The following is a 26,586-nucleotide window of genomic DNA, read 5'->3' on the forward strand; positions in this document are numbered from 1 at the left end:
AATAAAGATTCATCTCATTGAATACAAAGAGACCTATCACTATAAAGGATAGGTCTCTCTTTTTGTTTATAAACCATTGAACTCTAGACTTAACCGACTACTTCTTCCATCTTTTCAACTAAACCGTTTTGCAATAAGTACATTTTATAATAAAGCCCTTTATTGTTTAATAGCTCGTGATGTGTTCCTCTTTCAACTATTTGTCCGTGATGGAGCACTAATATTTGATCTGCATCTTGTATGGTAGAAAGTCGGTGAGCAATAGCAATCGTCGTTCTACCTTTCTTCATTTTTTCTAAGGCTACTTGAATCGCTTCTTCAGTTTCTGTATCGATGTTCGCAGTCGCTTCATCCAATATTAAAATCTTAGGATTAGTTGCAATTGTCCTTGCGAAAGCGATAAGTTGCCTTTGACCACTTGAAAAGGTTGAACCCCTTTCTACAACGGGATGTGAATATCCGTCTGACAATTTCCCGATGAAATCATGAGCTTGCACAAATTTTGCCGCCTCTTCTATTTCTTCTTGAGTGATGGAATCATCATATAAACGAATATTATCCGAAATATTCCCATAAAAAAGAAATGGATCTTGAAGGACAAGCCCTATTTTACTTCTCAATTCTTCATTCCTATATTCTCTAATCGATTTACCATCCAATAAAATTTCACCATGTTCGTAATCATAAAACCTCATTAATAAGTTTATGATAGAACTCTTTCCACTCCCTGTGTGGCCTACTAAGGCTATCATTTCCCCAGGCTTTGCTGAAAAAGAGATATCTTTTAAAACATTATGCTTCCCATCATAGGAGAAACTGATATTTCGGAATTCTACGCTACCACTCTCAATAGACACTGGCTGATTTTCTTGAACTGGGACAAGAGTTTGATCATCTAATACTTGAAATACCCTTGAGGCTGCAATGATGGATTGCTGATACATAGACAACCTCATCATCACCTGATTGATTGGTTCAAAGAATCTATCTATATAGTTGATAAATGCATACAGTACGCCAATTTCTATCGGACTGTTCAATGATGAAATTCCAAAGTAGCTTAGAATTAGGATTAAGGCCAAGAAATAAACGAGATCGATGGCAGGTCTAAGAAGTAAACCATCTAATTTGATATTTCTCATACCTGCTAAATAATGCTTCTCGTTAATAGAATCGAATTCTTTCCTTAATCTCTCTTCTTGCCTGAATACCTGAATAATTGACATTCCTTGTAAAGATTCATTCATTTTAGCATTTAACTGGCTCAGCAATTCCCTAATATCGCGGTAAAACTTAGAACTATATTTACGATACATGGAAATGATCCAATAGATAATAGGCAGTATGAGCAAGCAGAATAATGCTAATTTAGGATTAAGAATAAACATGGCGATGAATATTCCGGTTATTAAAAAGAAACTTTGAACAAAGGTTCCCAAAACACTGACAAACATGTCTTTAATGGCTTCTGTATCGTTTGTAATTCTTGAAACTATACTACCATCCGGTGTCGAATCAAAATACTTTAAACCTAGACTATGTATTTTGGTAAAGACGTCCACTCTTAATTGTTGTATGATTAAAAGGGCAATTTTTTGAAAGATATATAATTGGTTATAACTGATAAATACATTTAGGACTTGTATCGTCAAGAACGCACCTGCCAAACCGACAATGGGACCCCAAACAAGATTTTTCGGTGTTAAATAATCATCAATAAAGACCTTGATTAAAAAGGGACCTGAAATATCTCCAATGGTAGTTAGTAATAACAAGGAAAAGGCTGTGAATATTAACTTTTTATGAGGTTTCGTATAGGAAAGAAGCCTTTTTAGCACAGCACGCTGATGTTTTTTTTCATTTACTTGCTCGTTCATTTCCATCGTTTAACCTCCATGCTCTACTAGCAGCTCTAGCTGTTGTTGAGTATACATATCTTTGTACCATCCCTCGTTAGCCATTAACTGATCATGAGTTCCTCTTTGAATAATCCTTCCTTGATCCAAGACTAGTATAAGGTTTGCATGCTTAATTGCACTTAATCTATGAGAAGTTATCATCGTGGTCTTCCCATCACGCTCCCTTTTTAGATGGTCTAGAATGATTCGCTCAGTTTTCGCATCAACAGCAGACAACGAATCATCTAATAGCAACACTTCTGGATCCATTAACAAAGCCCGAGCGATAGAAATCCTTTGTTTTTGCCCACCTGATAAACTGACACCTCTTTCACCAACTAAAGTTTGATAGCCTTCAGAAAAATGAATAATATCATCATGTATATGTGCAAGCATGGCTGCATTTTCGATTCTACTTGTATCGATGTCTGCTTTGGAAAACGCAATATTGTCTTTTATCGAAGCAGAAAATAAGAAATGGTCTTGTGGAACATATCCAATAGAACGCCTTAGTGCATCTAATGTATATGCTTGAATTTCATGTTTCCCATACTGAATCGTCCCTGAGAATCCTTCAAATTCTCTGATTAGGAGTTTCATAAGAGTAGTCTTCCCTGCCCCCGTTCTTCCGACAATACCTAAAGTTTCACCTTGTTGTATGGTAAAGTGGATATCCTTTAGTACCGGTTCATCTTCACCTGGATACCTAAATTCTTGAAGTTGATAGTGGATGTGACCCGTTGGAGAGTTTATTACAGGTTCCTCTTTATCTATAATTTCAGGTTTTATTGAAAGGAGGTCCATCACTCGATCGTAGGATGCGCGACCTCTTTCTACAATATTGAATAACCAACCAAATGCAAGCATTGGCCAAATTAGTAATCCTAAATATGTTGAGAATGATACAAGTTCACCTATCGATAATTGATTATTCAAGACCAATCTAGAGCCAAATGCAATGGAAAGGAAAAAAGATATTCCAACTATGATAGAAATCGTGGGATCAAATAAAGAATCAACCTTAGCAACAGCAATATTTTTTTCAACAACTTCTTTAGATTTTTTCGTAAATGACCCAATATCTTCTTTCTCTTGCCCGAAAGTTTTAATAACTCGGATTCCACTTATACTTTCTTGGGTTTTATCATTTAAGTTTGAAAACGCTTCTTGTGCCTTATGAAATCTTTTATGGAGTAAAGTTCCATAGTAATTCGTTAGTAATGCCATAAATGGCATAGGTATTAAACAAATCAATGTTAGTTTCCAATCAATGAAAAGCATTGCCATTATAACAAAGCCACCCGTTGCAAGAGAATCAACCAGGGTAAGTACTCCAGAACCGGCTGTTGCCTGAATCGCTTGAAGGTCATTCGTGGCGTGCGCCATTAAGTCTCCTATCCTTCTTTTTTGATAAAAGGATTGGGGCATTTCTGTAAAATGATGAAACAATTTTGATCTTAACTGCCTTGCAAGTTTAACAGCAGATCCAAAGATCATGATTCGCCAATAATACCGTAATACATACATAACACACCCAGTAACTACAAGAATGGACATATATATATAAATGTCCTTTAAACTTAATTCACCTCTACTAATTGCATCTACAGTCTTCCCTATGATTTTAGGAGGGACAAGAGTAAGTAGAGCTACAAATAACAATAATAAAGTACCGCTTATGTAAGACTTCTTTTCTTGAATAAAAAACCATTTTAAATCTATAAATAACTTCAAGATGACACCCCACTTCATTTCCAATATGTGTATTAAGTGTATCAAAAAACCACAAATACGAACAGATGTTTTTAGAATTTTTTGAAATCTCGCAATACAAATAAAAAGCACTTCCGCATGGGAAGTGCTTGTCCGCCATTATTTTGTTTGTTTGTTCATGGCGCTCATCATTTGATTGATTTTCTTTTGGGATGGTTTCATACCCATTTGCATCATCATCATTTTTAGCATTTGTTCGTTGATTGGTGGGTTCTTTTTTAAATAGCTCATCATGTATTGACGTGCAATGAAAAATCCGATCGCAACACCAGCAACTAATGCAAGTATTCCAACTAGCCAGATCATCCTTATTCCTCCTTCATGTTGTCTACTCATCAGTGTACTTGACCAAAGGATATTATACAATATTCATTGGTCTTTTTACACAAATTTTCTTTCCTTTATAGGCTTTAACCACCCAAATCTTTCATTATGCAAGTCAATTGCAAGGAATGAATCTTCACATTGTCTAATGCATTCAAAGAAAATGGTCTCTGCCTCTAAGGTCCCATTTGCAAATAGCGTCATCATATGTTGGTTTACTGTGAGTTCTGCAGTACTTTTTCCATTATGCATATTTAAATAGTATATCCCTTTATCTTCATGAAAATGTTTATTTCGTCTTAACTTTTGTTCTATCATTTGTTGTAAACGGAAAATGGGAATCGGCTTTGTGATGAATTGGATTTGTCTTTTTAATAAATGAGAGAGGTCGCCATTGGAATTCTCGTATTCATGAAATAATTGATGAAACATTCGTTCTTTGCCAAAATAATGAGCAGCAAATTCATCTTCAATCAAATAAATTTGATAACGTCTCAAATTGATTCCCCCTATCAAGCCTCTTTTCCCTATTATATATTCCATATTTAGAGAGATATGCTGAAAGATGTAGAGGATATTCGATTTTTTTGTCGAAAAAAATATTTTTACTCATCACTATTCAATTAAATAGATTCCCAACGAGAGAATAAGTTATATATATTCTGATTTACCAGAAACTCACTCCCCTACTACCATTAAATAATTTCTTAAAATACAAAAAGAGATATCCGCACGGATACCTCTTTTGTTTGTTTATTTTTGAAGAATCGCTTTCATTCTTGCAACAACATTTGCAACTGAGAAACCATATTCCTCCATGATTTTATTACCTGGAGCAGAAGCACCGAATTGGTCGATTCCTAATACTTCACCCTCATCTCCAACATATTTATGCCAACCAAAAGAAGAAGCCATTTCAATCCCTAATCTCTTTTTAACATTAGGAGGGATAACAGAATCTTTATAGCTTTGTGGTTGTTGTTCAAATCTGTCAAACGAAGGCATACTTACAACTGAAACATTTATACCTTCTGCTGCAAGGGCTTGTTGAGCTTCGATCGCTAAATTTACTTCTGAACCAGAAGCAAGTAAAAGACCATCTGCAGTTTCTTTTCCCGAAACAGAGATTACATATGCACCTTTTGAAACACCTTCATATGCATTTTCCTTCGTACCTTTAATCGTAGGAAGGTTTTGGCGTGTCAAAACTAAAACAGTCGGTCGATCTGTACTCTCGATTGCAAGCTTCCATGCAGCTGCAGTTTCATTACCATCTGCAGGACGAACAACAGATAATCCTGGCATTGAGCGAAGGGATGGCAATTGTTCAATTGGTTCATGAGTCGGACCATCTTCACCTACTGCGATACTATCATGTGTAAACACATACGTAACCGGAAGTTGCATCAATGCTGATAAACGTATAGCTGGACGTAAATAGTCAGAGAATACGAAGAATGTCCCTCCGTATACATTTAAGCCCCCATGAAGTGCCATTCCATTTAATGCAGCACCCATTGCAAATTCACGAACTCCAAACCATATGTTACGGCCTTCATAATGTTGTGGAAGGAAGTCTTTCGCACCTTTAATCATGGTATTGTTCGACCCTGCTAAATCAGCTGATCCACCAAAGAATGTTGGAAGGTTCTTAGCGATTGCATTTAATACCTCACCACTTGATGCACGGCTTGCTAAGCTCTTTCCTTCTTCATAAACTGGTATTTCAGAATCCCATCCCTCTGGCAACTTTCCTTCAATAGCAGCTTGAAGCTGATTACCAAGCTCAGGATACGCTTCTTTGTATTTTTCAAAAAGTGTATTCCATTCTTCTTCCTTAGATTTTCCTGCTTCAACGCATGCCTTCTTAAAGTGCTCATACACTTCATTTGGCACATGGAAATCCTCTTCGAAAGTCCACTTGTAATACTCTTTTGTTAGTTTTAATTCATCTGCGCCAAGTGGAGCACCGTGTACTGCTGATTTTCCAGATTTGGTAGGAGCTCCATACCCAATCACTGTTTTGACTTCAATTAAAGTTGGATGGTTTAAATCGGATTTTGCTTGGCTTAATGCATTTGAAAGCTCCTCGATATCATTACCATCATTCACACGAATGTATTGCCAACCATATGCTTTAAAACGACCTTCCACACTTTCACTGAACGATTGATTTAGATCACCATCAAGAGAAATATCATTCGAATCATATAATACAACTAAGCGACCAAGTTTAAGATGTGCAGCTAGTGATGCAGCTTCTGCTGATACGCCTTCCATTAAATCGCCATCACCACAAATACTATATGTAAAGTGATCAACCACTTCGAAACCTTCTTTATTATATGTGCCCGCTAAATGTCTTTCAGCCATAGCCATTCCAACGGCCATGGCAACACCTTGTCCAAGTGGACCTGTAGTGGCTTCTACACCTGGAGTATGTTTATACTCAGGATGACCTGGTGTTTTACTGCCCCATTGTCTGAATGATTTAATCTCATCCATTGATAAATCATAGCCAGATAAATGTAACAAGCTATATAAAAGCATCGATCCATGACCTGCTGAAAGAACAAAGCGATCTCTATTGAACCAAGTTGGATTATTAGGGTTATGGTTCATAAACTTTGTCCATAGGGTATATGCCATAGGCGCTGCACCCATAGGCATACCTGGATGACCAGAATTAGCCTTTTCAATTGCATCAATGGATAATGTTCTAATAGAATTTATGGATAATACATCCAATTTGTCTGTCATTTCATACATCCTTTCATTAATGAAAATTACTTTGATTTAATATTATAGATACTAAGGAAAGTTGACAACTTAAAACCCTTATGAGACATCAAATTATAAACTATTTTCATAATATGGACAAACACAAACATATTTTTAGTATGTATAAAAAAAAGAATGCAATTCATAGCATCCTTTTAATGTAACTTATTTTTGTTTTTAATTGCCTTTAGTTTTTCTGGTGTAACATCGTTACCGTTTGGGTCTATTACAGTCAAATGCTCGATTGTATCTGACATAGATTTTCTAAAAGTGGTTAAGTATTCACTACGAAGTTTTGTTTGCTCTTTAGCTTCTTCTATAGTTAAGCCAACGGACTTTGATTTTTTTGATAACTCATTTATTCTTGCTAATTTTTCTTTTGACAGCATGTTAACGCTCCTTATCAGAGATAGTTCAATACTGTCATGTTATATAAAAATGAAATAGTTTACAAGATAAAAGCATTATTTCTCATTGGTAGTTTGTTCAAATTCTACATACCTTCTATGGACAGTAGCTTTGGACACATCATATCCGAACCCTCTTAAAGTGGCTGCAATTTCATGAAAAGTAAGTCCATTTTTCCTCAAACGCACTATTTCTTCAGTGGGGACAACAATCTTTTCTCTTCCGCCGTAGGCCCCTTGGTTCTTTATATTTTTTTCAGGGCGGTAACCTTGTTCAACTGCTCTTTTCATTCCTCTCTTTATTTTTAAGTTATGGAGCTTTCTTTGATATTCTTCAACAATTCCTACTATTTGAAGGACCATACTATCCGATTCAGAAAGCTCGAATTCACCTTTGTGGGAAATTGTATAGATTTTTACACCGTTTTTCAGCAAAAAGTGAAGAAGTGCTACCTTTGCATTTCCTCTTCCAAGTCTTGTTTCATCTTGTATTAATAAGGCGTCAACACTTTGGTCCTTAATTAAATCTAATACCTCAAGGATTCCTTCCCTATCTATTTCAAACCCACTCGCTTTTTCTTTAATTGATTGAATGACATTCATCCCTCGAGCCTTTGCCAATTCCACAAGCTCCAATTCCTGTCGAACTAATGAGGTTTCTTGTGTTTCCTTCTCAGTACTCACTCGGCAATAAATGACAGCTTTCATATCTTTCATCCCTTTTTATTTACTCGCATATTGATTTTCATACATCGATGACTTTATCGGTAACACAATGGATTGTCCAGGCTTTATTTCATTGATGTTGATTTCATTATGTTTTTCAATCCATGAGATTATGTCTTGCTTTGATAAATCTTCCGTTTCATATTGATTTGCTAAATCCCAAATGGTATCACCTTTAGCAACCGTTACTGATAGAAACTCTTCATTTGGTGATTTTGCTAAATGAAATAGAGTAACAATTGATAAAACAAAAGAAACACCTAATAATATTAATGTGAAAGAATAGCGATCTAATAAAGATTTTAACATTTTATGTCATCTCCTAATTCGCGAATATATGTTCTGTTTTATAAATTCATTGTAATAAGAACATTTGTTTGTGTCAACAGAAATTCAAACATATGTTTGTATCTTTTTTATAGACATGCTATAATTTTCTTAAGATTAAGAGATGGGGTGCGACTATGAACAAATTGTCGAAACGTCAGGAGGACATTCTTGGATTCATTAAGGATGAAGTTAGAAAAAAAGGCTATCCACCTTCCGTTCGAGAAATTGGAGAAGCAGTTGGCCTGGCTTCCAGCTCTACTGTTCACGGTCATCTTGCCAGATTGGAAAGCAAAGGCCTGATTAGAAGAGATCCAACAAAACCAAGAGCGATTGAAATTTTAGAATTGGAAGAAGAGCTATCTATTCCTCGACCAAACGTCATTAATGTCCCTCTCATTGGGAAGGTAACTGCCGGTCAACCCATTACAGCCATTGAAAATGTCGAAGAATACTTTCCTTTGCCAGAACACTTGGCTGCTGGTCATGATGAGCAAGTATTCATGCTTGAAATTATGGGTGATAGTATGATTGAAGCAGGCATTCATGATGGAGATTATGTCATCGTTAAACAACAGAAAACCGCTAATAATGGGGATATCGTTGTTGCCATGACAGAAGAAGACGAAGCAACAGTAAAGCGTTTCTTCAAAGAGAAGGACTATTTTAGACTACAACCTGAAAACTCAAGTCTAGAACCTATCATTCTTCAAAATGTATCGATTTTAGGTAAGGTTATAGGATTATATAGAGAAATCCATTAAAAAAGCGCCCTAGGCGCTTTTTTTGTATTTTCGGACAAACATTCTCGATTTATTTAAATCTCCTGACTAAAATATCTTTAACACAAAATTATACATAATAAATCTTAACCAGTACTATGCCTAAGCACCCAGCAATTTCCTAGTTGCAGTTATGCGCTTTATTCCTAAAATTAGCCACTATATTGAATATCCTCATTTCTGTCCAATTTTTTAAAAAAGTAAAAAAATAACCCTCAACACTAAAAGTGTCGAGGGTTCCCCATGATTAGTACATGCTCATATATTGCTCGCGTTCCCATGGATGAACTTGAGTACGGAACATATCCCATTCAATTTCTTTCGCTTCAATGAAGTGCTCTAATAAGTGCTCTCCAAGTGCGCTCTTGATTACTTCGTCTGACTTAAGGTTTTCAAGTGCCGCATAAAGAGTAGCTGGTAAATCAACGATTCCCTCTTCTACACGCTCTTCTTTAGTCATAACGTAGATGTTGCGGTCAACTGGTTTTGGTGGAGTCAAGTTGTTTTTGATTCCGTCTAAACCAGCTTTTAATAATACAGCCATTGCCAAGTATGGATTTGCTGCAGGGTCTACACTACGAACCTCAACACGCGTGCTTAAACCACGAGATGCAGGGATACGGATTAGTGGACTTCTGTTGCGAGCTGACCAAGCTACGTAACAAGGAGCTTCATAACCAGGAACAAGACGCTTATAAGAATTTACAGTAGGATTTGTTACTGCTGTAAAGTTTGGAGCGTGCTTGATGATACCCGCGATGAATTGACGAGCAGTATCACTAAGTTCTAATTGTCCTTGAGTATCATAGAATACATTTTCTTTACCTTTGAATAAAGAAACGTTACAGTGCATTCCAGATCCATTTACCCCGAATAATGGTTTTGGCATGAATGTTGCGTGTAAGCCGTGTTTACGAGCAATTGTCTTAACAACAAGCTTAAATGTTTGAATGTGGTCACAAGCTGTAATAGCATCAGCATATTTAAAGTCAATTTCATGTTGACCTGGTGCCACTTCGTGGTGAGATGCTTCGATTTCAAAGCCCATTTCTTCAAGCTCCAATACGATATCACGACGGCAATTTTCCCCTAAGTCCGTTGGAGCAAGGTCAAAATATCCACCTTTATCGTTCAGCTCAAGAGTAGGCTCGCCTTTTTCATCAAGTTTGAATAAGAAGAATTCTGGCTCAGGCCCTAGGTTGAAATCTGTAAATCCAAGCTCTTCCATCTCTTTTAGAACTCTCTTAAGGTTTGCACGCGGATCTCCCTCGAATGGAGTTCCTTCTGGAGTGTAGATATCACAGATTAAACGAGCAACTTTTCCTTTTTCTGCAGTCCAAGGGAATACTACCCAAGTGTCTAAATCAGGATATAACAACATATCTGATTCTTCGATACGTACAAATCCTTCAATAGAAGAACCGTCAAACATCATTTTGTTATCTAATGCTTTTTCTAATTGGCTAACAGGGATTTCAACGTTTTTAATTGTTCCTAGAATATCAGTGAACTGTAAACGGATGTACTTAACATTCTCTTCCTTAGCTAAACGTGTAATGTCTTCTCGAGTATACTTACCCATACAAAAATTCCTCCCTGTTAATCATTGATTATTATTTTTTTTAATGAAAGAAGCGTGACATATCACCTTGACGCAAAGATGGACGATTTTTATTATTATGAATTAGTTCTGACCGAAGTAGCTTGCGCAATTCTGAGTCAGTTAATTCGGGTTTGCCTTTATCTTTTTGCATCTCAGGTGCTAATGCACTTAATGTAGCTTCTTGTTTAACAGTAAATATTTTTTTGATGCCGGCAAGGTTCACACCTTGTTCAATCAATTCCTTAATCTCTAGCAATATATCAATATCATTTAGAGAATAAAGTCTTCGATTACCGTCTGTTCTAGCTGGAGTGATTAATTGATGCTCTTCATAATAGCGAATTTGCCTTGCTGTCAATTCTGTTAGCTGCATGACAATCCCCATTGGAAAGAGTGGCATGGATCTTCGAATATTACTGCCGCTCATCAGCACATCCTCCTTTAACTCTATAGACACATTATATGCAATGTCAGAAATAATGTCAAACTAATGTTATATTTTCTAACATGATTTTTTAACTTCTATTTTCAAACCTTTTTTCGCATAGATTGTTGGTTTAATACGATGTAATAGGTTTGTTCTTGTTTTCAGAGAGACATTGGCTTCCCACTTCAGTCAATAATGGTGCATTAACGTAGCTTATAAAAAAGAAACCTCAAAATGAGGCTTCTTTTTATGCTTACAACTTCAATAATCCTTTATCCATTAAATGGCTAATAGCTGTTAGAACTGCTATTTTCACATGTGAGTATGTTAATCCACCTTGCACATAGGCTACATAGGGTGGCCTAATCGGTCCATCTGCCGTCAATTCCATACTCGCTCCCTGAATAAATGTTCCTGCCGCCATAATGACATCATCTTCGTACCCAGGCATATAAGCAGGATATGGCGTAACATGTGAATTAATCGGTGATGCAAACTGGATAGCTTGGCAAAATGCAACCATAAGGTCCTTGTCGTTGAATTCAACGGATTGAATTAAATCTGTTCGATAGGCATTCCATTTAGGGTGCGTGTTCATTCCTACCCTTTCAAGCAATGCTGATGTAAACATAGCACCTTTTAATGCTTGACCAACTATGTGCGGTGCTAAGAAAAATCCTTGATACATTTCTTGAAGACTATAGAGAGATGCCCCAGCTTCACTGCCTATTCCTGGAGATGTCAATCTATAAGAACACGATTCCACCCATTTCTTTTTCCCTACTATGTATCCACCCGTTTTAGCTAGTCCACCACCAGGGTTTTTGATAAGCGATCCTGCCATTAAATCAGCGCCAACATGGCATGGTTCTTGTTCCTCAACAAACTCTCCATAACAATTGTCGACAAATACTATTACATCAGATTTAATCTCTTTTACAAAATCAATCATTTCTTTAATTTCCGATATCGTAAAAGATGGTCTGTTAGCATAACCTTTTGACCGTTGAATCCCAATCATTTTTGTCTTTGGAGAGATTGCATCGCTTACAGCATTAAAATCCACTTTTCCTTCATTCGTCAAAGGAACCGCTTTATAGTCAATATTGAACTCCTTCAAAGAGCCGTTACCCGTGCCTCTAATACCAACAATTTCTTCTAAGGTGTCATACGGCTTTCCTGTTATGTAGATCAATTCATCTCCTGGTCGTAACACACCAAATAAGGAAATGGAAATGGCATGTGTACCTGAAATAATTTGAGGCCTCACCAAACCTGCCTCTCCTCCAAATACTTCTCCATAAATACTTTCTAAAGTATCTCGACCATTGTCATCATATCCATATCCTGTAGTAGGAATGAAGTGTGAATCACTCACTCGATGTTTTCTATAGCTTTCCAATACCCGATATTGGTTCGTCTCAATCATTTGATCTGTTTTTTTATGAAATGGGGCAATTTTCGACTCAATTTCTTCCGTTAATTGTTTTAGCAAGTCTCCGTTAGATAATTTTTGAAACATGTTGATTCTCCTTTATATTAAATCTCATGGATGTGTAAAACTTAGCTTTACTTTCAATATCAATTGAAATCATACCATTCTTCTGAATTTCTGAACAGAATGTTAAGATGCTTCCTTATTAATGGTTATGTGTTTAGCAATAAATTAAAAGAAAAATATTTTAAAAAAATCATCACTTTTAACCTCTAGCATGATACAATATCCTATTGTGTAAACCTTTACAAACATCATTGTAGAGCATTAATGGAAGGTGTTTTAACTATGACTGAATTTAGCTGGGAACTTATGACAATTATTGGAACTATCGCGTTTGCAGTCAGTGGTGCAATTGTTGCGATGGAAGAGGAATACGATATTTTAGGTGTGTATTTTCTAGGACTCGTTACAGCTTTTGGTGGTGGAGCGATACGAAATCTATTAATTGGAGTTCCTGTCTCAGCCCTATGGGGGCAAAGTATGTTCTTTACCATTGCGATTCTTTCTATAACAGCCGTTTTTCTTTTTCCAAATAACCTTTTGAAGCATTGGAATAAATGGGGGAACTTCTTTGATGCAATCGGATTGTCTGCATTTGCAATCCAAGGTGCCCTATATGCTGCGGAAATGAATCATCCCATTAGTGCTGTGATTTTTGCAGCTCTTCTTACAGGAAGCGGTGGTGGAATTGTACGTGATTTACTTGCTAGAAGAAAACCACTCGTTTTTAAAGATGAAATTTATGCCGTTTGGGCAATACTCTGTGGATTATTTGTCGGGTGGGGATTTACGGATACTCAATTAGAGATGTATAGCCTATTTATCATCATTACACTTTTAAGAATCCTATCGTATACTTATAAATGGCGGTTGCCAAATAGACCATTAAGAAAACTTGAAAACTAAAGTCAACACAAAAGGAGACGAATTATTCGCCTCCTTTTATTATTTAAAAATATTTCCTTGATTTGTAAAGGTTAAAATAGCTTGAGGATCAAAACCCAGGACCCAGTTTCCGTTTATATTGATTTGAGGGACACCTAATTGTCCAGTTTCCTCGACCAATTTTTGGGCAGCATCCTGATTCTGTTGGACATTAATCTCTTGAAATTTTAAACCTTGTGAATTTAAAAAGTTTTTCGCTTGTATACAATAGGGGCAAGTGTTTGTTGTATATATTGTTATGTTATTCATAAAAAATTCCTCCTTATCATGGCAAAGTTGTTTCATCTTCATCAAATAATATATCTTGGCTTCTTATAGTAATAAGATCATGTCGATCATACACATCATGCAATAATAGCCGCATTGCTTGAGCACGAATTGACTTTTCAATCAAATTACGAATATATCGTCCATTCGAAAAACTAATAGGACTCCAGGTTGTTTTTAAATAGGCTAAATGTTCCCTTACCTTTCTTTCTCCATCTGTACTGAAACCATATTCCCTTTCTTTTAACATCCGTTGTGCAATCTCCATTAGTTGCGGAATGGAATAGTCCGGAAAATCAACAACAATCGGAAATCGGGAATGCAATCCAGGATTGAGGGTTAAGAAATGATCCATCTCTCTTGAATAGCCTGCTAGAATTAGAATAAATTCATGCTGACGGTCTTCCATGTGCTTTACTAATGTGTCGATTGCTTCTTTTCCAAAGTCCTTTTCTCCCCCTCTCCCCAATGAGTAGGCCTCATCAATGAAAAGTATTCCGCCAATCGCCTTTTTAATTAGATCTCTTGTTTTTTGTGCGGTATGACCAATGTATTCTCCTACTAGGTCAGCCCTTTCAGCTTCAATCAAATGACCTTTAGACAGCACATTCATTTTTAAAAAGAGTTTGCCAATTAATCTTGCTACTGTGGTTTTACCCGTTCCAGGATTACCTTTAAACATCATATGCAAAGCTTGCTTACCAGCTTTCAATCCTTGTTCTTCCCTTTTTTTGTTTACATAAATCCACGCATATATTTGTTTAATGGTCTGTTTCATTTCTTCCATCCCCACCAACTGCTCGAGTTCTGCTTCAATTTCTTTCAATGCAAGATGGTGGGACGGTATCTCCCTTTCATATATTTCCTTAAGAGGGGGATCCTTTTTTATATTTTTCCGCTTTTGTCCACTCAGGACTATGTTTATTTTTCCACTTCCATTGCTATTCATGTGAAATGGTTGCTCCAAAGATGTCACCTCTTTGCTTTTAGGAACTCTAAGAAAAAATAGATTCTCTATATTTCTATTTCAATCGATACAAAAAATAGGATATTGCGACCTTTTGTAACACTATCCGACACAAAACGTTGTTGTTCTAAGACTTTTGTCAGTTATTGCGCTTTCCCAAGAAATATTTCCTTCAAACTATGTATATTCAATTTTCCTGCATTACAGTCGTTATTTTTAAAGACCTATTAAAAAAATAAAAAACAGGCCGGTAAATCCGACCTGTTAAATTCCTTATTCTTTTCCTTCAAAATCGATTTGAACATTTTTTTGTGGCGCGAATGTTGAAATCGCATGTTTAAATACTAGTTGTTGCTTACCTTCACTCTCAAAAAGAACTGTGAAGTTATCGAAGCCTTTGATTTGGCCTCTAATTTGGAAACCATTTAATAAGAAGACCGTTACATATGTATTATCTTTTCTTAGCTGGTTCAAAACTTGGTCTTGGATATTTACAGATTGTTTCATTTTTCTTCCTCCTCTATATCTCTAAGGTTATTACCTGCATAATCGGATCTTTAATAGCAAATCCGAAAGCATCTTATGATTTACCCAACCTTTTGAATGTGAAACATTCTACTCGGTGATATGTTATGTATTCGATTTCAAGTGTAGCTTTCCCTCTATAAAATATGAGATTTCACTAACTTTTTTTTCGAAGTCTTGGACATTTGACATATCGAACCAATTTACGTTCATCTTATTTCTAAACCATGTAAGCTGTCGCTTTGCATATCTTCTTGAATTTTGCTTTAACTTCTCAACTGCCACATCTAATGTACACTTACCATCCAAGTATTCATAAATTTCTTTGTATCCAATAGCTTGGATAGATTGTACGTCCCGAATTCCTTGGTTGTAAAGTTCCATTACTTCATTAATTAGCCCTTGTTCAATCATTAAATCTACTCGTTTATTGATTCTCTCGTATAACAAGTCTCGATTCATATCTAAACCTATTAAGATAAAATCATATCTTGATTGCATTGTCTGGGCTTTCAATGTATCCGTCATCGTAACACCCGTTAAGTGGAAAATTTCCAAGGCACGGATGACTCTTCGTGTATTGTTTGGATGGATTCTTGAAGCACTTTCTGGGTCAATTTCGCTAAGCCTGTTATGAACATATTCCTCACCCATATTTTGAGCTAATTGCTCCCATTCTTGTCTGAATTCTTGATCTGAAACTGCTTCTGAAAATTCATATTGATACAAGAGTGATTGGATGTATAAGCCTGTTCCACCCGCTATGATTGGGATGTTTCCCCTTTGAGCGATAGTACGAATTACATTCGATGCAAGCTCTTGAAATTCAGCTGCATTAAATGACTCTTTGGGATCCTTAATATCAATCAGATGATGTGGTACTCCATCCATTTCTTCAGTAGTGATTTTTGCAGTTCCGATATCTAAACCACGGTAAATTTGCATGGAATCACCACTTATAACCTCACCATTAAAACGTTGTGCTAGTTCCACACTCAACTTCGTCTTCCCTACTGCAGTTGGTCCAATTATGACAATTAATTTTTGTTTTTCCACCATTTCTTTCACTGCCTTACCTGCTACATTTAATCAGTTCTGTTTGAAACATTGTTCTAAATCATTACGAAATCACACACCATTTTTAATACTACCATAATTTTCACAAATACAGGAGAACATCTAACCATTATTGGTTATTAACCCCTATTTTATACTCTTACCTAGCATGATAATAAATTCAAATAAAGGCTTTTTATCTCAAACCTTTACATTGAGATAAAAAGCCTCTACATATGTTTACATCACTCGTTTAAACATCTTTTCCATTTCGTACGTTGTAAAATGTACGATGATAGGTCTACCGTGTGGACATGTAAATGGATCACTACAAGCTCTTAAATCATCCAATAGCACTTGTATTTCTTGTTTCGTTAAATAATGATTCGCTTTAATCGAAGCTTTACAACTCATCAGAATTGCTGCCTCTTCTCGAAGTTTTTTCACATCTACTTTTTTCATTTGAAGAAGTTGTTGAATCATTTCTTCGATTATTTCTTGTTCGATTCCGTTAGGGAACCATTGTGGATGTGATCGGACTAGATAAGCATTGTTCCCGAACTCCTCTAAAAACACACCAACTTTTTCCAACTCATGAGTATATTCATTAATTTTAATGACTTCATCGCTTGAATAATATAATGTCATTGGGACGAGTAATTCCTGGAGATTATTTTCCACTTTACCGACTTTTTCTTTAAAATATTCGTACTTCAAGCGTTCTTGGGCAGCATGCTGATCTATGATATATAGGCCATTTTCATTCTGTGCCATAATATACGTCCCATGCATCTGACCGATATAATATAAAGGTGGAATCCTTGAACATGTCTTTGTGTCTTCCACTTGAGAATTAATTACTTCACCATCTTGTGATATAGACTGTTCAACTAATTCATCCATTTCAGTACATTCTTCAAATACAGTAGTTTCAAAACGTTTTTCCACTTTTGGTACGTATTCTTTTTGAATGGCTGAATCCATCACTACGGCTGATACAGGCTCCACCCTTGATAAATCAAAACTAGGTTGTTCCGAAACAGGGTTGATTACCTTCTCAATCACAGTCCTTTGAGAAGGAATAAGGGATTGCTTGGAAAATGCTTCTTTTATTATAGATGTGACAAGACCATTCAATTCAGTTTCTTTACTTAGTCTAACTTCCATTTTAGAAGGATGGACATTGACATCTACTAATATAGGGTCCATTGAAATACTTATTAATCCAATAGGGAATCTTCCAATTGGAAGTAGCGTATGATACCCTTCTAAAACTGCTTTAGTTAGAGCAAAGTTTTTAATAAATCTTCCATTAATCATAATTGATAGGTAATTTCTTGTTGCGCGTGTAACTTCTGGGAGTGAAATATACCCTTCAACAGTAAAATCAAGGCTAGTTCCTTCGATTCTAACCATTTTCTTTGCCACGGCCATCCCGTATATTGCAGACATCACTTGCCTTACGTCTCCATTACCATTTGTGTGGAGCAATACTTTATCGTGATGAATAAGTTTGAATGAGATTTCGGGATGTGACAAAGCCAATCTATTCATAGTATCACTAATATTCCCAAGCTCGGTATGAACTGTTTTTACATATTTGAGCCTTGCTGGAGTATTATAAAACAAATCGGAAACCGTTATATCTGTTCCCTTCCTCGCCGTTGTCTTTCCATGATGAAGCACTTTTCCACCTTCTATTTGAAGATGTACACCTGCTGAGCTTCCAGTACTTGTTTTAATATCAATACAGGATACCGACGCTATACTTGGCAAGGCTTCGCCACGAAAACCCAGGGTTCGAATTCGGAAGAGGTCATTTTCGTCCTTGATTTTACTTGTAGCATGGCGATCGAATGCCTTTAAGACATCATCATCCTCGATACCCTCCCCATTGTCTACTATCCTGATGCTTTGCAGTCCCGCTTCTTGGATAAAAACCTCTATAATCGTACTTTTAGCATCAATGCAATTTTCTACAAGTTCTTTTACAACGGATGCTGGGCGTTCTACAACCTCTCCAGCTGCAATTTTATTAGATAATGAATCATCGAGTTGAATGATTTTCCCCAAATTTTCACCCCCTGCTTTCAGGTCATCTAGATTTAAGTTCCTTTTGAATTTTATATAGTGTATTCATCGCATCCATTGGTGTCATTTCTACAATATTGAGCTTTATTAATTCTTGAAGGATTTTCTTTTCATGCTTCGTTTCATTTCCTTGTATCTTTTCTTGGTCAAAGAAAGATAATTGAGATTGATCTTCCTTCGTGATTGAATTGCTTTCTATTGCAGGAATGTTAGGTTTCTCTTTACCTTCTGATTGCTCTAGTTGGATTAAAATTTCCTTTGCTCTAATAATCAATGAATCTGGTAGTTCCGCGAGTTGAGCTACATGAATTCCATAACTTTGATCCGCCGGACCGTCTTTTATCTTATGAAGAAAAACCACGGTACCGTTTTGTTCCACTGCACTAACGTGAATGTTATGAACTCTTTCCAATTTAATTTCTAAATCCGTCAACTCATGGTAATGAGTTGAGAATAAAGTTTTTGCTCCAATATTTTGATGGATGTATTCAATGATGGCTTGTGCAAGTGCCATACCATCATATGTTGAGGTTCCTCTTCCAATTTCATCAAAAAGAATTAAACTATCCTTCGTTGCATGAATAATTGCATTTTTTGCTTCCAACATTTCAACCATGAACGTGCTTTGTCCAGCAATCAAATCATCAGCTGCTCCTATCCGCGTAAAAATTTGATCAAACACTGGAAGAACCGCTCTAGTTGCAGGTACAAAACAACCTGACTGAGCCAAAATCGCAGTTAAAGCTACTTGTCTCATAAATGTACTTTTTCCAGACATATTAGGACCTGTAATCAGAAGTATGTCGCGTTCACTGTCCATATAACAATCGTTAGGTACATACTCTTGTGATTTCATGACTTTTTCCACAACAGGGTGTCTGCCCTCTTCAATAAAAATGGTCCGGTCATCTGTAAAAGTTGGTTTAACATACTTCCTCGTCTCACTAATAGTTGCAAAACATTGTAGTACGTCAATTTCACTAATTGTACGTGCTAACCTTTGAAGTCTAGGGATATAGCCTTTAACCTCTTCTCTTATAGTTAAAAATAATTGATATTCTAAATCCACTATTTTCTCTTCCGCTTGAAGGATTAACGTTTCCTTTTCCTTCAGTTCAGGTGTGATAAATCTTTCGGCATTGCTCAAGGTTTGCTTTCTTTCATAGCGACCTTCCTCAAGATTACCTAAATTCGCTCTAGTAATCTCAATATAATAACCAAAAATACGGTTATATCCTATTTTCAATGATTTAATCCCAGTACGTTCACGTTCCTGCTGTTCCAGTGCAGCTATCCAGGTTTTTCCGTTTCGACTAGCATCACGGTATTGATCGAGCTCCTTATTGAAGCCATCTCTAATAATGCTTCCGTCCTTTATAGATAATGGAGGATTGTCCACAATAGCATTTTCTAATAAGTCTGTAAGCTCTACACATGGATCAATCACTTCTACCAATTCTGAAACATTAGGATTATCATACAGCCTTAAATTCTCAATTAAATAAGGGACTTGTAATAAAGATTTTTTCAATTGCATCAAATCTCTGGCATTCACATTTCCGAATGCGACTCTTCCTGCAAGCCTTTCTAAGTCATAAACATTTTGTAATGCTTCTCTTAAATCTTGACGCTCAAAGTAATGTGCTATCAAGCTTTCAACGATGGATTGTCGTCTCTCAATTTCACGGAGATTAACAAGTGGCTTGTCCATCCAACTTTTTAGCATTCTCCCTCCCATGGCTGTTTTTGTTTCATCTAATAACCACAGTAATGAGCCTTTCCTGCCTTTTGTACGTATTGTTTCTGTTATTTCTAGGTTTCTTTTCGAATGATAATCTATTTTTAAGAATTGATTAGATTCATAAGTTGTAGCCTCTTGTAGGTGATCTAAGCTCCTATTTTGTGTTTTAAAGAGGTAATTTAGAAGCCTACTCATTGTCCTAATTAGTGAGTCATCGTGTATCTTAGATAAAATAGGAGAAAAACGATCCATCACATTATCGTTATTCTCTATACTTATGACCATTGAGAACCTCTCTTTTAATTCAGTAATAAATGAATCTGGAAGGTTGTCACCGACTACCACTTCCTTAGCACCGATCGACGCCAATTCATTGACTACTTCATTAAAACCACCAGTGAGAGCTGTTACTTTATTCTCGCCAGTCGATAAATCATTATAGGCTAATCCGATTGAACCATTATCAAAAAGTGAAATGGAGGCGATAAAATTGTTTTCTTTATCCTCAATTCCTTTTCCTTGCATGATAGTCCCTGGTGTTATTAATTGGACGACTTCTCGCTTTACGACCCCTTTAGTTTGCTTAGGATCTTCCACTTGTTCACAGATCGCAACCTTATATCCACGTTCAATTAATGTCTCTATATAGCCTGCAGCTGAATGGTAAGGTACCCCGCACATCGGGATACGGTCGACACCACCACCATCACGGCTTGTTAATGTTATTTCTAATTCTTGTGAAGCTTTAAGTGCATCATCAAAGAACATTTCATAAAAATCACCTAATCGAAAAAATAAAAAGGCATCTTGATAGTCTGCCTTAATCGTTAAATATTGCTGTATCATAGGCGTATAAGTTGCCATAAATTCAAACCTTTCAATACAAAATTCATATCCTGTCCATTATAACATAGTACCGATTTTCTAAACAGGTAAGCAAATATTCCAGTAAATAATAGAATAGAAAAAAACTAGGAAGAATAATTCCTAGTCTTTAATGGCACTTTTATTCATCTTCACATTCCACAATAAAATCAGGATTAATATCTTCAAATTCTTCGTCATCTAAATCGTTGAACCAATTATCGTCATCACAGCATCCATCTGGATTTACTGCTACACAGACTTTCGTTTCACCGATTACTTCTACGAAAAATTCTCTTTCTACCTGTACTTCAATCTTGCTGCCACATGTTGAAATACATGCTTCAATGCAGTTTGGCTGTTGTACTACCTTCGCAATGATTTCTTGGTCATCAAATGCTTCTGGATCTCTATACTTCAGCTTTATTTCGTCTTTATAGTGGATTCTTTGAGATTTTACGGCTGTTTTAGTATTTTTATTGTAAGAATACCAAACGTTCACTTCATAACTGCCGCATACTTCAACTTTTTTACCGACCTTTTTTGCTGTGTAAGAGTGGTTTATAATCCAACAACCAAGAATGCTGGAAGGATGATGATCCGTGGAAATGATATCAGTGGACTTTGTAAATTTACGTCCTTTTGCTACCACAGCCCGGGTGATTATTTCTCTATAATATGACATGTGAGCGAACCCTCCTCATTCAGTTTCAATTCATCTTATGCGGTACAAATAACTAGTGTGATAAGAATTTGTGCACTTAAAAGGAATAGAAAAGTATTTATGTAAACATTTTATGCATATAGCCTGGGCATAGTGCTTAAAAATCAAAAGTACTCTTTACATTCCGTTGAAAAATATTAATCGATGAATGAATGTAGAGAGTTTCAAGGCTGTAACCCGATTTATACAAGATCCGATCCGAAAGTAAAATAAAAAAAACCTTACCCAAGGGCAAGGTTTTTTATGAATATTAAGAACAGCTGCTTCCACCAGCGTTAACTTTGGAACCCGTTTCTCCACGAAGAACGTCTCCTCCAGTGGATTCAATGATTAAATCAGTTACTTTGTTAGACACAGCAGATGCTACCATTTGAAGAATATCGTTAACATCAATTTGCGTTTGCTTAAATTCTTGGACAATCGGAATATTGTTTAATTCTTCTTCAAGAGCTTCAATTTTTTGTTGCACTTGTCCATAAGCCTTCTCTTTACCATAGTGTTCAAAATTGATGGCTTGTTTTTGAAGACTCTTCATACTTGCGATCATTTCCCGAATTTTTTGATTTTGATTGATTTGTGCTTCTGCACGTTTAAAGAAATCTACTTCTTCCGTCTCAGCAATCATTGCTGCAAGTTCTTCCGCTTTTTTTAATAAATCATCTTTTGTATATTTTGCCATGTTAGTTCACCTCTACAGTTTCTTCAACCAATTCTCCGTTTAATGACCAAGTTTTTGCGTTTGTAATCTTTACCTTCACTAATTTACCAATCGCTGTTTTAGGTCCGACAAAGTTTACCAGCTTACTTTTTCTTGTATATCCTGCAAGGACATCCGGGTTATTTTTACTTTCCCCTTCAACCAATACTTCAACGATTTGTCCTTCATGCTCCTTCATTTTTAGGGCAGATAATTCATTAACAACTGCATTAAGACGCTGAAGGCGCTCTTTTTTTACTTCCATTGGTACATTGTCTATCATGTTTGCTGCTGGTGTACCTTCACGTGGTGAGTAAATAAATGTAAAAGCAGCATCAAAGCCTACTTCACGATATAAAGATATCGTCTCTTCGAATTGTTCTTCCGTTTCATTCGGGAAACCTACAATGATATCTGTAGTCAAAGCAACATTCGGAATTGCTGCTTTTATCTTTTGTACGAGCTCTAAGTATCGTTCACGACTGTATTTACGTGCCATGATTTTTAATGTTTCACTGCTACCAGACTGTACTGGCAAGTGAATATGTTCGACTAAATTTCCACCTTTTGCAAGGACCTCAATTAAATGATCGTCAAAATCTCTAGGATGGCTTGTAGTGAATCGAATTCTAGGAATATCAATTTTTCTAATTTCATCCATTAAATCACCAAGACCGTATTTCATGTCAGAGAAGTCTTTTCCATAAGCATTCACGTTTTGACCTAATAACGTTATTTCTTGGTATCCTTGAGCTGCCAACTGCCTAACCTCTTGAATTATTTCTTCAGGTCGACGACTTCTTTCCTTGCCTCGGGTATAAGGGACAATGCAATACGTACAGAATTTATCACAACCATACATAATGTTTACCCAACCCTTAATATTACCTCGTCTAACTTTAGGAAGGTTCTCAATGACATCTCCCTCTTTTGACCATACTTCTACGACCATCTCTTTAGAGAGGTAGGCTTCATTTAAGATATTGGGCAAACGATGAATATTGTGTGTTCCAAAAATCATGTCTACAAATGGATGTTTCGTCAAAATCCGATTTACAACCGATTCCTCTTGAGACATACATCCACATACACCTAATAGCAAATCAGGTCTGTTTTTCTTTAAGGTTTTTAGATGTCCAAGTTCACCGAACACTTTGTTTTCTGCATTTTCTCGAATGGCACATGTATTAAGTAAAATAACATTAGCATCTTCAACACTTTCTGCCACTTCATACCCAAGGGCCATAAAAATTCCAGCCATTACTTCCGTATCATGTTCATTCATTTGACAGCCATAGGTGCGGATAAAAAACTTTCTTCCATTCCCCATGCCCTGGAACTCTACTGGAATTGCAAAATCATTTTCGTATTTTACTTCTTCTTTTCCACGTTTTTTTGCATCTTGTAAAGAAGGTGCAACGTAGACTTTTTCAAAGTATTTACTGAAATCTTTTTCAGATTTTTGATTTGATGAATTTATAGTTTGAGCCTGTTGGCTTTCTAAACGTTGCTTTTCGTTCATTCATATACCCCTTCCTGCAACGGACATTACGAATTCAAGATTTATCTGTTACTCTATTTAACTTCTGTGAATAAAATACGTACACATTACAATAGTATAAAGCTTTTAGTAACAAGAAACAATAGAACCGCCTCTATGATAGTAATTGTTAGAAATTGTTCACACATCGTTTTTTTCATAATTTAGTTTAACACACATTCTATTAATAATTAGGTTTTTACCTCGCACGCTTGTCCCGCAGTTACATATGATGTTGTGTAGTTAAATAAGAACAAAAAGGAGTGAATGAAATGGGATGCTGCCGTAACAATGGAAACGGGAACAACGTATTAGGAGTTTCTGATAGATGCTGGAGAAACAGTGATAATGGCGATGTATTAGGCGTTACTGACAGAGACAGAAACAGAGATGTTGTCCTTGATGCTAGAATTTCAATCAACAGAAACGATTTCTGCCGCGCTGTTAATCGTTGCGTACGTGAGGATTTAGTCGCTGGTGCTCGTGATGACAGAAGAGATGACAGAAGAGACGACAGAAGAGATGACAGACGCCGCAGATGCTGCTGGAGCTGGATCTAATCGTCGAAAGTTCTGAAAGATAAACCGATAGCTGTAGAATAGATATACTCTATAAATACAGCAAGAAACCCGTCAAACTTAGTCTGACGGGTTTTGGTTTTACATAAACTCAGCAACTAATTTATCAAAGCTTTCTTGTGAAAGATCCAAGTTTGCTTCTGTTAAAGGTTGATCGCTGTATCCATGAATTAGTTCTTGATAGGATTTTTGGTCTTGATTTTGATAGATGATACCAGTGACAAGGCTATTGTACTTCATTAGTGTTTGCATAGCTTGTTCGCGGTTTGAAGAATCATATCCTTCTACATCACTTAGTTTTGTAAGGTTTTCCTTAAACCAGTCATACGTATTAACCTTGTTGTATGTAACACATGGGCTATATACATTGATTAATGAGAAGCCTTTATGATTTAATCCAGCTTCAATGATGGCTGTTAAATCCTTCAAATCTGTTGAAAAGCTTTGTGCCACGAATGTAGCTCCTGCAGAAAGAGCCAATTCCATTGGAGAAATAGCTTGTTCTACAGAACCTTGAGGAGTCGATTTAGTTTTAAAACCAGCAGCAGAACGAGGGGATGTTTGTCCCTTAGTTAAACCATAGATTTGATTATCCATTACAATGTAAGTGACATCAATATTTCTGCGAATCGCATGGATGGTATGACCCATACCGATTGCGAAACCATCACCATCTCCACCAGATGCAATGACCGTCAAGTCACGATTAGCCATTTTCACACCTTGTGCGATTGGAAGTGAGCGTCCGTGAATTCCATGGAAACCATATGACTTAATGTAACCAGAAATACGTCCGGAGCAACCAATCCCTGAAATAACCGCTAAGTTTTCAGGCGTTAAACCTACATTAGCAGCTGCTCTTTGAATGGCTGCTTGTACTGAAAAGTCTCCGCATCCAGGACACCAATTTGGTTTTACATTATTGCGAAAATCTTTAAACGTAGCCATCTTAGAACAACTCCTTGCATTGTGAATGAATTTCATGCGGCAAGAACGGGTTTCCGTCATATTTTAAGAGGCTCTTAATTTTATTGACATGACCAACATTCATTTTCATGATATTGGCTAACTGCCCTGTCGCATTATTTTCAACCACTACCACTTTTTTAGCAGACGTCACTAATGGTAGGATTTCATTTGTAGGGAAAGGATGAATCAATCGTATATGAGCATGATTCACTTTTAGACCATCATTCTCTAATCGAGTCATTGCTTCTTCAATAGCACCACGAGTGGAGTTAAAGCCCACGATTAATAGGTCAGCTTCTTCATGCTTTGCATCTTTATGCACTGGAGTATTGAAACGGATGTTTTCAATTTTCCTCATACGCTTATCCATTTGTGCAATACGATTAGCAGCGCTCTCAGACGGTTTTCCTGACTCATCATGTTCAACACCTGTCACGTGGTGGATTCCACCCTTCATGCCAGGGATTACACGTGGAGATACTCCATCTTCTGTTACTTCATAGCGTTTGAAATACTCATCAGTTTCAGGTAAATCACCTTTTACAAGCTTCCCTCTTCTGATTTCAACTCTTGAATTATCAAGTGGATTTACAGTTTGTTTTCCTAAAGACAGCTGTAGATCTGATAAGACAATTACTGGGCATTGATATTCTTCAGCTAGGTTAAACGCTTCAGTCGTATCATAGAAAGCCTCTTCTACAGTGCTTGGTGCCATAACTATCTTAGGTATTTCACCGTGTGTTCCATAAATCATAGCCATCAAGTCAGATTGCTCTTGCTTTGTTGGTAAACCAGTAGAAGGACCACCACGTTGAGTATCTACGATTACGATTGGCGTTTCAGTAATACCAGCTAAGCCTATAGCTTCCATTTTCAATGAAAGACCTGGCCCAGCAGAAGCAGTCAGAGAACGAACACCCGCATAGTTTGCACCGATAGCCATAGTAACTGCTGCGATTTCATCCTCAGTTTGGATTACTGTTCCACCAACTGGAGGGAGCTTTTTAATAAGATATTCCATAATTTCTGATGCAGGAGTAATTGGGTATGCAGCCATAAAACGGCATCCAGCTGCT

24 protein-coding genes are annotated in these 26,586 nt (G+C 36.5%); 2 read left to right on the plus strand and 22 right to left on the minus strand.

Annotation, left to right across the window (positions count from 1 at the left end):
- Positions 1 to 89: 89 nt before the first annotated feature.
- The 8 genes from DBX25_RS03075 to yneA all read right to left on the minus strand — a co-directional run bounded on the left by DBX25_RS03075 (position 90) and on the right by yneA (position 8,218).
- Complete coding sequence (locus DBX25_RS03075; protein ID WP_108669302.1) at positions 90 to 1,883, minus strand: ABC transporter ATP-binding protein; 1,794 nt, start codon at positions 1,881 to 1,883, stop codon at positions 90 to 92.
- Positions 1,884 to 1,886: 3 nt separating this feature from the next.
- The gene (locus tag DBX25_RS03080; RefSeq protein WP_108669303.1) at positions 1,887 to 3,632 is read right to left on the minus strand and encodes an ABC transporter transmembrane domain-containing protein; all 1,746 of its coding nucleotides are present in this window, start codon (positions 3,630 to 3,632) and stop codon (positions 1,887 to 1,889) included.
- A 138-nt stretch (positions 3,633 to 3,770) separates the two neighbouring features.
- Positions 3,771 to 3,977 (minus strand): YneF family protein, encoded by a 207-nt coding sequence (locus DBX25_RS03085; protein WP_108669304.1) that lies wholly within the window; start codon positions 3,975 to 3,977, stop codon positions 3,771 to 3,773.
- 75 nt (positions 3,978 to 4,052) lie between these two features.
- A complete protein-coding gene (gene sirA / locus DBX25_RS03090) occupies positions 4,053 to 4,493 on the minus strand; it encodes a sporulation inhibitor of replication protein SirA (RefSeq protein WP_108669305.1) in 441 nt (146 codons plus the stop codon).
- 255 nt (positions 4,494 to 4,748) lie between these two features.
- Positions 4,749 to 6,755 carry a transketolase gene (gene tkt / locus DBX25_RS03095; protein ID WP_108669306.1) on the minus strand — a complete coding sequence of 669 codons (2,007 nt, stop codon included), beginning with the start codon at positions 6,753 to 6,755 and terminating at the stop codon, positions 4,749 to 4,751.
- 176 nt (positions 6,756 to 6,931) lie between these two features.
- Positions 6,932 to 7,165 (minus strand): DUF896 domain-containing protein, encoded by a 234-nt coding sequence (locus DBX25_RS03100; protein ID WP_108669307.1) that lies wholly within the window; start codon positions 7,163 to 7,165, stop codon positions 6,932 to 6,934.
- A 75-nt stretch (positions 7,166 to 7,240) separates the two neighbouring features.
- Positions 7,241 to 7,891, minus strand: a complete 651-nt coding sequence (locus DBX25_RS03105) for a YneB family resolvase-like protein (RefSeq protein ID WP_108669308.1) — start codon at positions 7,889 to 7,891, stop codon at positions 7,241 to 7,243.
- A 15-nt stretch (positions 7,892 to 7,906) separates the two neighbouring features.
- Positions 7,907 to 8,218, minus strand: a complete 312-nt coding sequence (gene yneA / locus DBX25_RS03110; RefSeq protein WP_108669309.1) for a cell division suppressor protein YneA — start codon at positions 8,216 to 8,218, stop codon at positions 7,907 to 7,909.
- A gap of 155 nt (positions 8,219 to 8,373) precedes the next feature.
- Here yneA and lexA point away from each other — a divergent pair, with 155 nt between their 5' ends.
- Positions 8,374 to 9,000: a transcriptional repressor LexA gene (gene lexA, locus DBX25_RS03115; protein WP_108669310.1), complete on the plus strand. Its 627-nt coding sequence runs from the start codon at positions 8,374 to 8,376 to the stop codon at positions 8,998 to 9,000.
- Positions 9,001 to 9,265: 265 nt separating this feature from the next.
- Here the strand turns inward: lexA and glnA are convergent, their stop codons facing one another.
- From glnA to DBX25_RS03130, 3 genes are all read right to left on the minus strand, one after another.
- Positions 9,266 to 10,600 (minus strand): type I glutamate--ammonia ligase, encoded by a 1,335-nt coding sequence (glnA, locus tag DBX25_RS03120; protein WP_108669311.1) that lies wholly within the window; start codon positions 10,598 to 10,600, stop codon positions 9,266 to 9,268.
- A gap of 40 nt (positions 10,601 to 10,640) precedes the next feature.
- Positions 10,641 to 11,048, minus strand: a complete 408-nt coding sequence (locus DBX25_RS03125) for a MerR family transcriptional regulator (protein ID WP_108669312.1) — start codon at positions 11,046 to 11,048, stop codon at positions 10,641 to 10,643.
- A 253-nt stretch (positions 11,049 to 11,301) separates the two neighbouring features.
- On the minus strand, positions 11,302 to 12,570 hold the full coding sequence (locus tag DBX25_RS03130) for a methionine gamma-lyase family protein (protein WP_108669313.1): 1,269 nt from the start codon (positions 12,568 to 12,570) through the stop codon (positions 11,302 to 11,304).
- A 261-nt stretch (positions 12,571 to 12,831) separates the two neighbouring features.
- Between DBX25_RS03130 and DBX25_RS03135 the strand changes: the two genes are divergently transcribed.
- Positions 12,832 to 13,452 (plus strand): trimeric intracellular cation channel family protein, encoded by a 621-nt coding sequence (locus DBX25_RS03135; RefSeq protein ID WP_108669314.1) that lies wholly within the window; start codon positions 12,832 to 12,834, stop codon positions 13,450 to 13,452.
- Positions 13,453 to 13,491: 39 nt separating this feature from the next.
- Here DBX25_RS03135 and DBX25_RS03140 read toward each other — a convergent pair whose 3' ends face one another.
- From DBX25_RS03140 to DBX25_RS21125, 11 genes are all read right to left on the minus strand, one after another.
- A complete protein-coding gene (locus DBX25_RS03140; RefSeq protein ID WP_108669315.1) occupies positions 13,492 to 13,740 on the minus strand; it encodes a glutaredoxin family protein in 249 nt (82 codons plus the stop codon).
- 16 nt (positions 13,741 to 13,756) lie between these two features.
- On the minus strand, positions 13,757 to 14,725 hold the full coding sequence (gene spoVK / locus DBX25_RS03145; protein ID WP_108669316.1) for a stage V sporulation protein K: 969 nt from the start codon (positions 14,723 to 14,725) through the stop codon (positions 13,757 to 13,759).
- A 273-nt stretch (positions 14,726 to 14,998) separates the two neighbouring features.
- Positions 14,999 to 15,232 (minus strand): RNA chaperone Hfq, encoded by a 234-nt coding sequence (hfq, locus tag DBX25_RS03150; RefSeq protein WP_108669317.1) that lies wholly within the window; start codon positions 15,230 to 15,232, stop codon positions 14,999 to 15,001.
- A gap of 123 nt (positions 15,233 to 15,355) precedes the next feature.
- On the minus strand, positions 15,356 to 16,309 hold the full coding sequence (gene miaA / locus DBX25_RS03155) for a tRNA (adenosine(37)-N6)-dimethylallyltransferase MiaA (RefSeq protein ID WP_108669351.1): 954 nt from the start codon (positions 16,307 to 16,309) through the stop codon (positions 15,356 to 15,358).
- Positions 16,310 to 16,546: 237 nt separating this feature from the next.
- Positions 16,547 to 18,379 carry a DNA mismatch repair endonuclease MutL gene (gene mutL, locus DBX25_RS03160; RefSeq protein WP_108669318.1) on the minus strand — a complete coding sequence of 611 codons (1,833 nt, stop codon included), beginning with the start codon at positions 18,377 to 18,379 and terminating at the stop codon, positions 16,547 to 16,549.
- Between the two features lie 22 nt (positions 18,380 to 18,401).
- Positions 18,402 to 21,002, minus strand: a complete 2,601-nt coding sequence (gene mutS, locus DBX25_RS03165) for a DNA mismatch repair protein MutS (RefSeq protein ID WP_108669319.1) — start codon at positions 21,000 to 21,002, stop codon at positions 18,402 to 18,404.
- A 142-nt stretch (positions 21,003 to 21,144) separates the two neighbouring features.
- On the minus strand, positions 21,145 to 21,687 hold the full coding sequence (gene cotE, locus DBX25_RS03170; protein ID WP_108669320.1) for an outer spore coat protein CotE: 543 nt from the start codon (positions 21,685 to 21,687) through the stop codon (positions 21,145 to 21,147).
- A 289-nt stretch (positions 21,688 to 21,976) separates the two neighbouring features.
- Positions 21,977 to 22,405, minus strand: a complete 429-nt coding sequence (locus tag DBX25_RS03175; RefSeq protein WP_108669321.1) for a YlbF/YmcA family competence regulator — start codon at positions 22,403 to 22,405, stop codon at positions 21,977 to 21,979.
- Position 22,406: 1 nt separating this feature from the next.
- On the minus strand, positions 22,407 to 23,945 hold the full coding sequence (gene miaB, locus DBX25_RS03180; RefSeq protein WP_108669322.1) for a tRNA (N6-isopentenyl adenosine(37)-C2)-methylthiotransferase MiaB: 1,539 nt from the start codon (positions 23,943 to 23,945) through the stop codon (positions 22,407 to 22,409).
- A 677-nt stretch (positions 23,946 to 24,622) separates the two neighbouring features.
- Positions 24,623 to 25,489 carry a 2-oxoacid:ferredoxin oxidoreductase subunit beta gene (locus tag DBX25_RS03190; RefSeq protein WP_108669323.1) on the minus strand — a complete coding sequence of 289 codons (867 nt, stop codon included), beginning with the start codon at positions 25,487 to 25,489 and terminating at the stop codon, positions 24,623 to 24,625.
- Between the two features lies 1 nt (position 25,490).
- A partial coding sequence (locus DBX25_RS21125) for a 2-oxoacid:acceptor oxidoreductase subunit alpha (RefSeq protein ID WP_240620130.1) occupies positions 25,491 to 26,586 on the minus strand: 1,096 nt, incomplete at its 5' end.

It is taken from the genome of Peribacillus acanthi (assembly GCF_003073175.1).
GTDB classification, from domain to species: domain Bacteria; phylum Bacillota; class Bacilli; order Bacillales; family DSM-1321; genus Bacillus_BN; species Bacillus_BN acanthi.

Bases quoted from the DNA above. Each gene is read 5' to 3' on its own strand.
- DBX25_RS03075 (WP_108669302.1), bottom strand. From the start codon at position 1,883: ATGGAAATGAACGAGCAAGTAAATGAAAAAAAACATCAGCGTGCTGTG.
- DBX25_RS03085 (WP_108669304.1), bottom strand. From the start codon at position 3,977: ATGATCTGGCTAGTTGGAATACTTGCATTAGTTGCTGGTGTTGCGATC.
- tkt (WP_108669306.1), bottom strand. From the start codon at position 6,755: ATGACAGACAAATTGGATGTATTATCCATAAATTCTATTAGAACATTA.
- DBX25_RS03100 (WP_108669307.1), bottom strand. From the start codon at position 7,165: ATGCTGTCAAAAGAAAAATTAGCAAGAATAAATGAGTTATCAAAAAAA.
- DBX25_RS03105 (WP_108669308.1), bottom strand. From the start codon at position 7,891: ATGAAAGCTGTCATTTATTGCCGAGTGAGTACTGAGAAGGAAACACAA.
- yneA (WP_108669309.1), bottom strand. From the start codon at position 8,218: ATGTTAAAATCTTTATTAGATCGCTATTCTTTCACATTAATATTATTA.
- lexA (WP_108669310.1), top strand. From the start codon at position 8,374: ATGAACAAATTGTCGAAACGTCAGGAGGACATTCTTGGATTCATTAAG.
- glnA (WP_108669311.1), bottom strand. From the start codon at position 10,600: ATGGGTAAGTATACTCGAGAAGACATTACACGTTTAGCTAAGGAAGAG.
- DBX25_RS03125 (WP_108669312.1), bottom strand. From the start codon at position 11,048: ATGAGCGGCAGTAATATTCGAAGATCCATGCCACTCTTTCCAATGGGG.
- DBX25_RS03130 (WP_108669313.1), bottom strand. From the start codon at position 12,570: ATGTTTCAAAAATTATCTAACGGAGACTTGCTAAAACAATTAACGGAA.
- DBX25_RS03135 (WP_108669314.1), top strand. From the start codon at position 12,832: ATGACTGAATTTAGCTGGGAACTTATGACAATTATTGGAACTATCGCG.
- DBX25_RS03140 (WP_108669315.1), bottom strand. From the start codon at position 13,740: ATGAATAACATAACAATATATACAACAAACACTTGCCCCTATTGTATA.
- hfq (WP_108669317.1), bottom strand. From the start codon at position 15,232: ATGAAACAATCTGTAAATATCCAAGACCAAGTTTTGAACCAGCTAAGA.
- miaA (WP_108669351.1), bottom strand. From the start codon at position 16,309: ATGGTGGAAAAACAAAAATTAATTGTCATAATTGGACCAACTGCAGTA.
- mutS (WP_108669319.1), bottom strand. From the start codon at position 21,002: ATGGCAACTTATACGCCTATGATACAGCAATATTTAACGATTAAGGCA.
- cotE (WP_108669320.1), bottom strand. From the start codon at position 21,687: ATGTCATATTATAGAGAAATAATCACCCGGGCTGTGGTAGCAAAAGGA.
- DBX25_RS03175 (WP_108669321.1), bottom strand. From the start codon at position 22,405: ATGGCAAAATATACAAAAGATGATTTATTAAAAAAAGCGGAAGAACTT.
- miaB (WP_108669322.1), bottom strand. From the start codon at position 23,945: ATGAACGAAAAGCAACGTTTAGAAAGCCAACAGGCTCAAACTATAAAT.
- DBX25_RS03190 (WP_108669323.1), bottom strand. From the start codon at position 25,489: ATGGCTACGTTTAAAGATTTTCGCAATAATGTAAAACCAAATTGGTGT.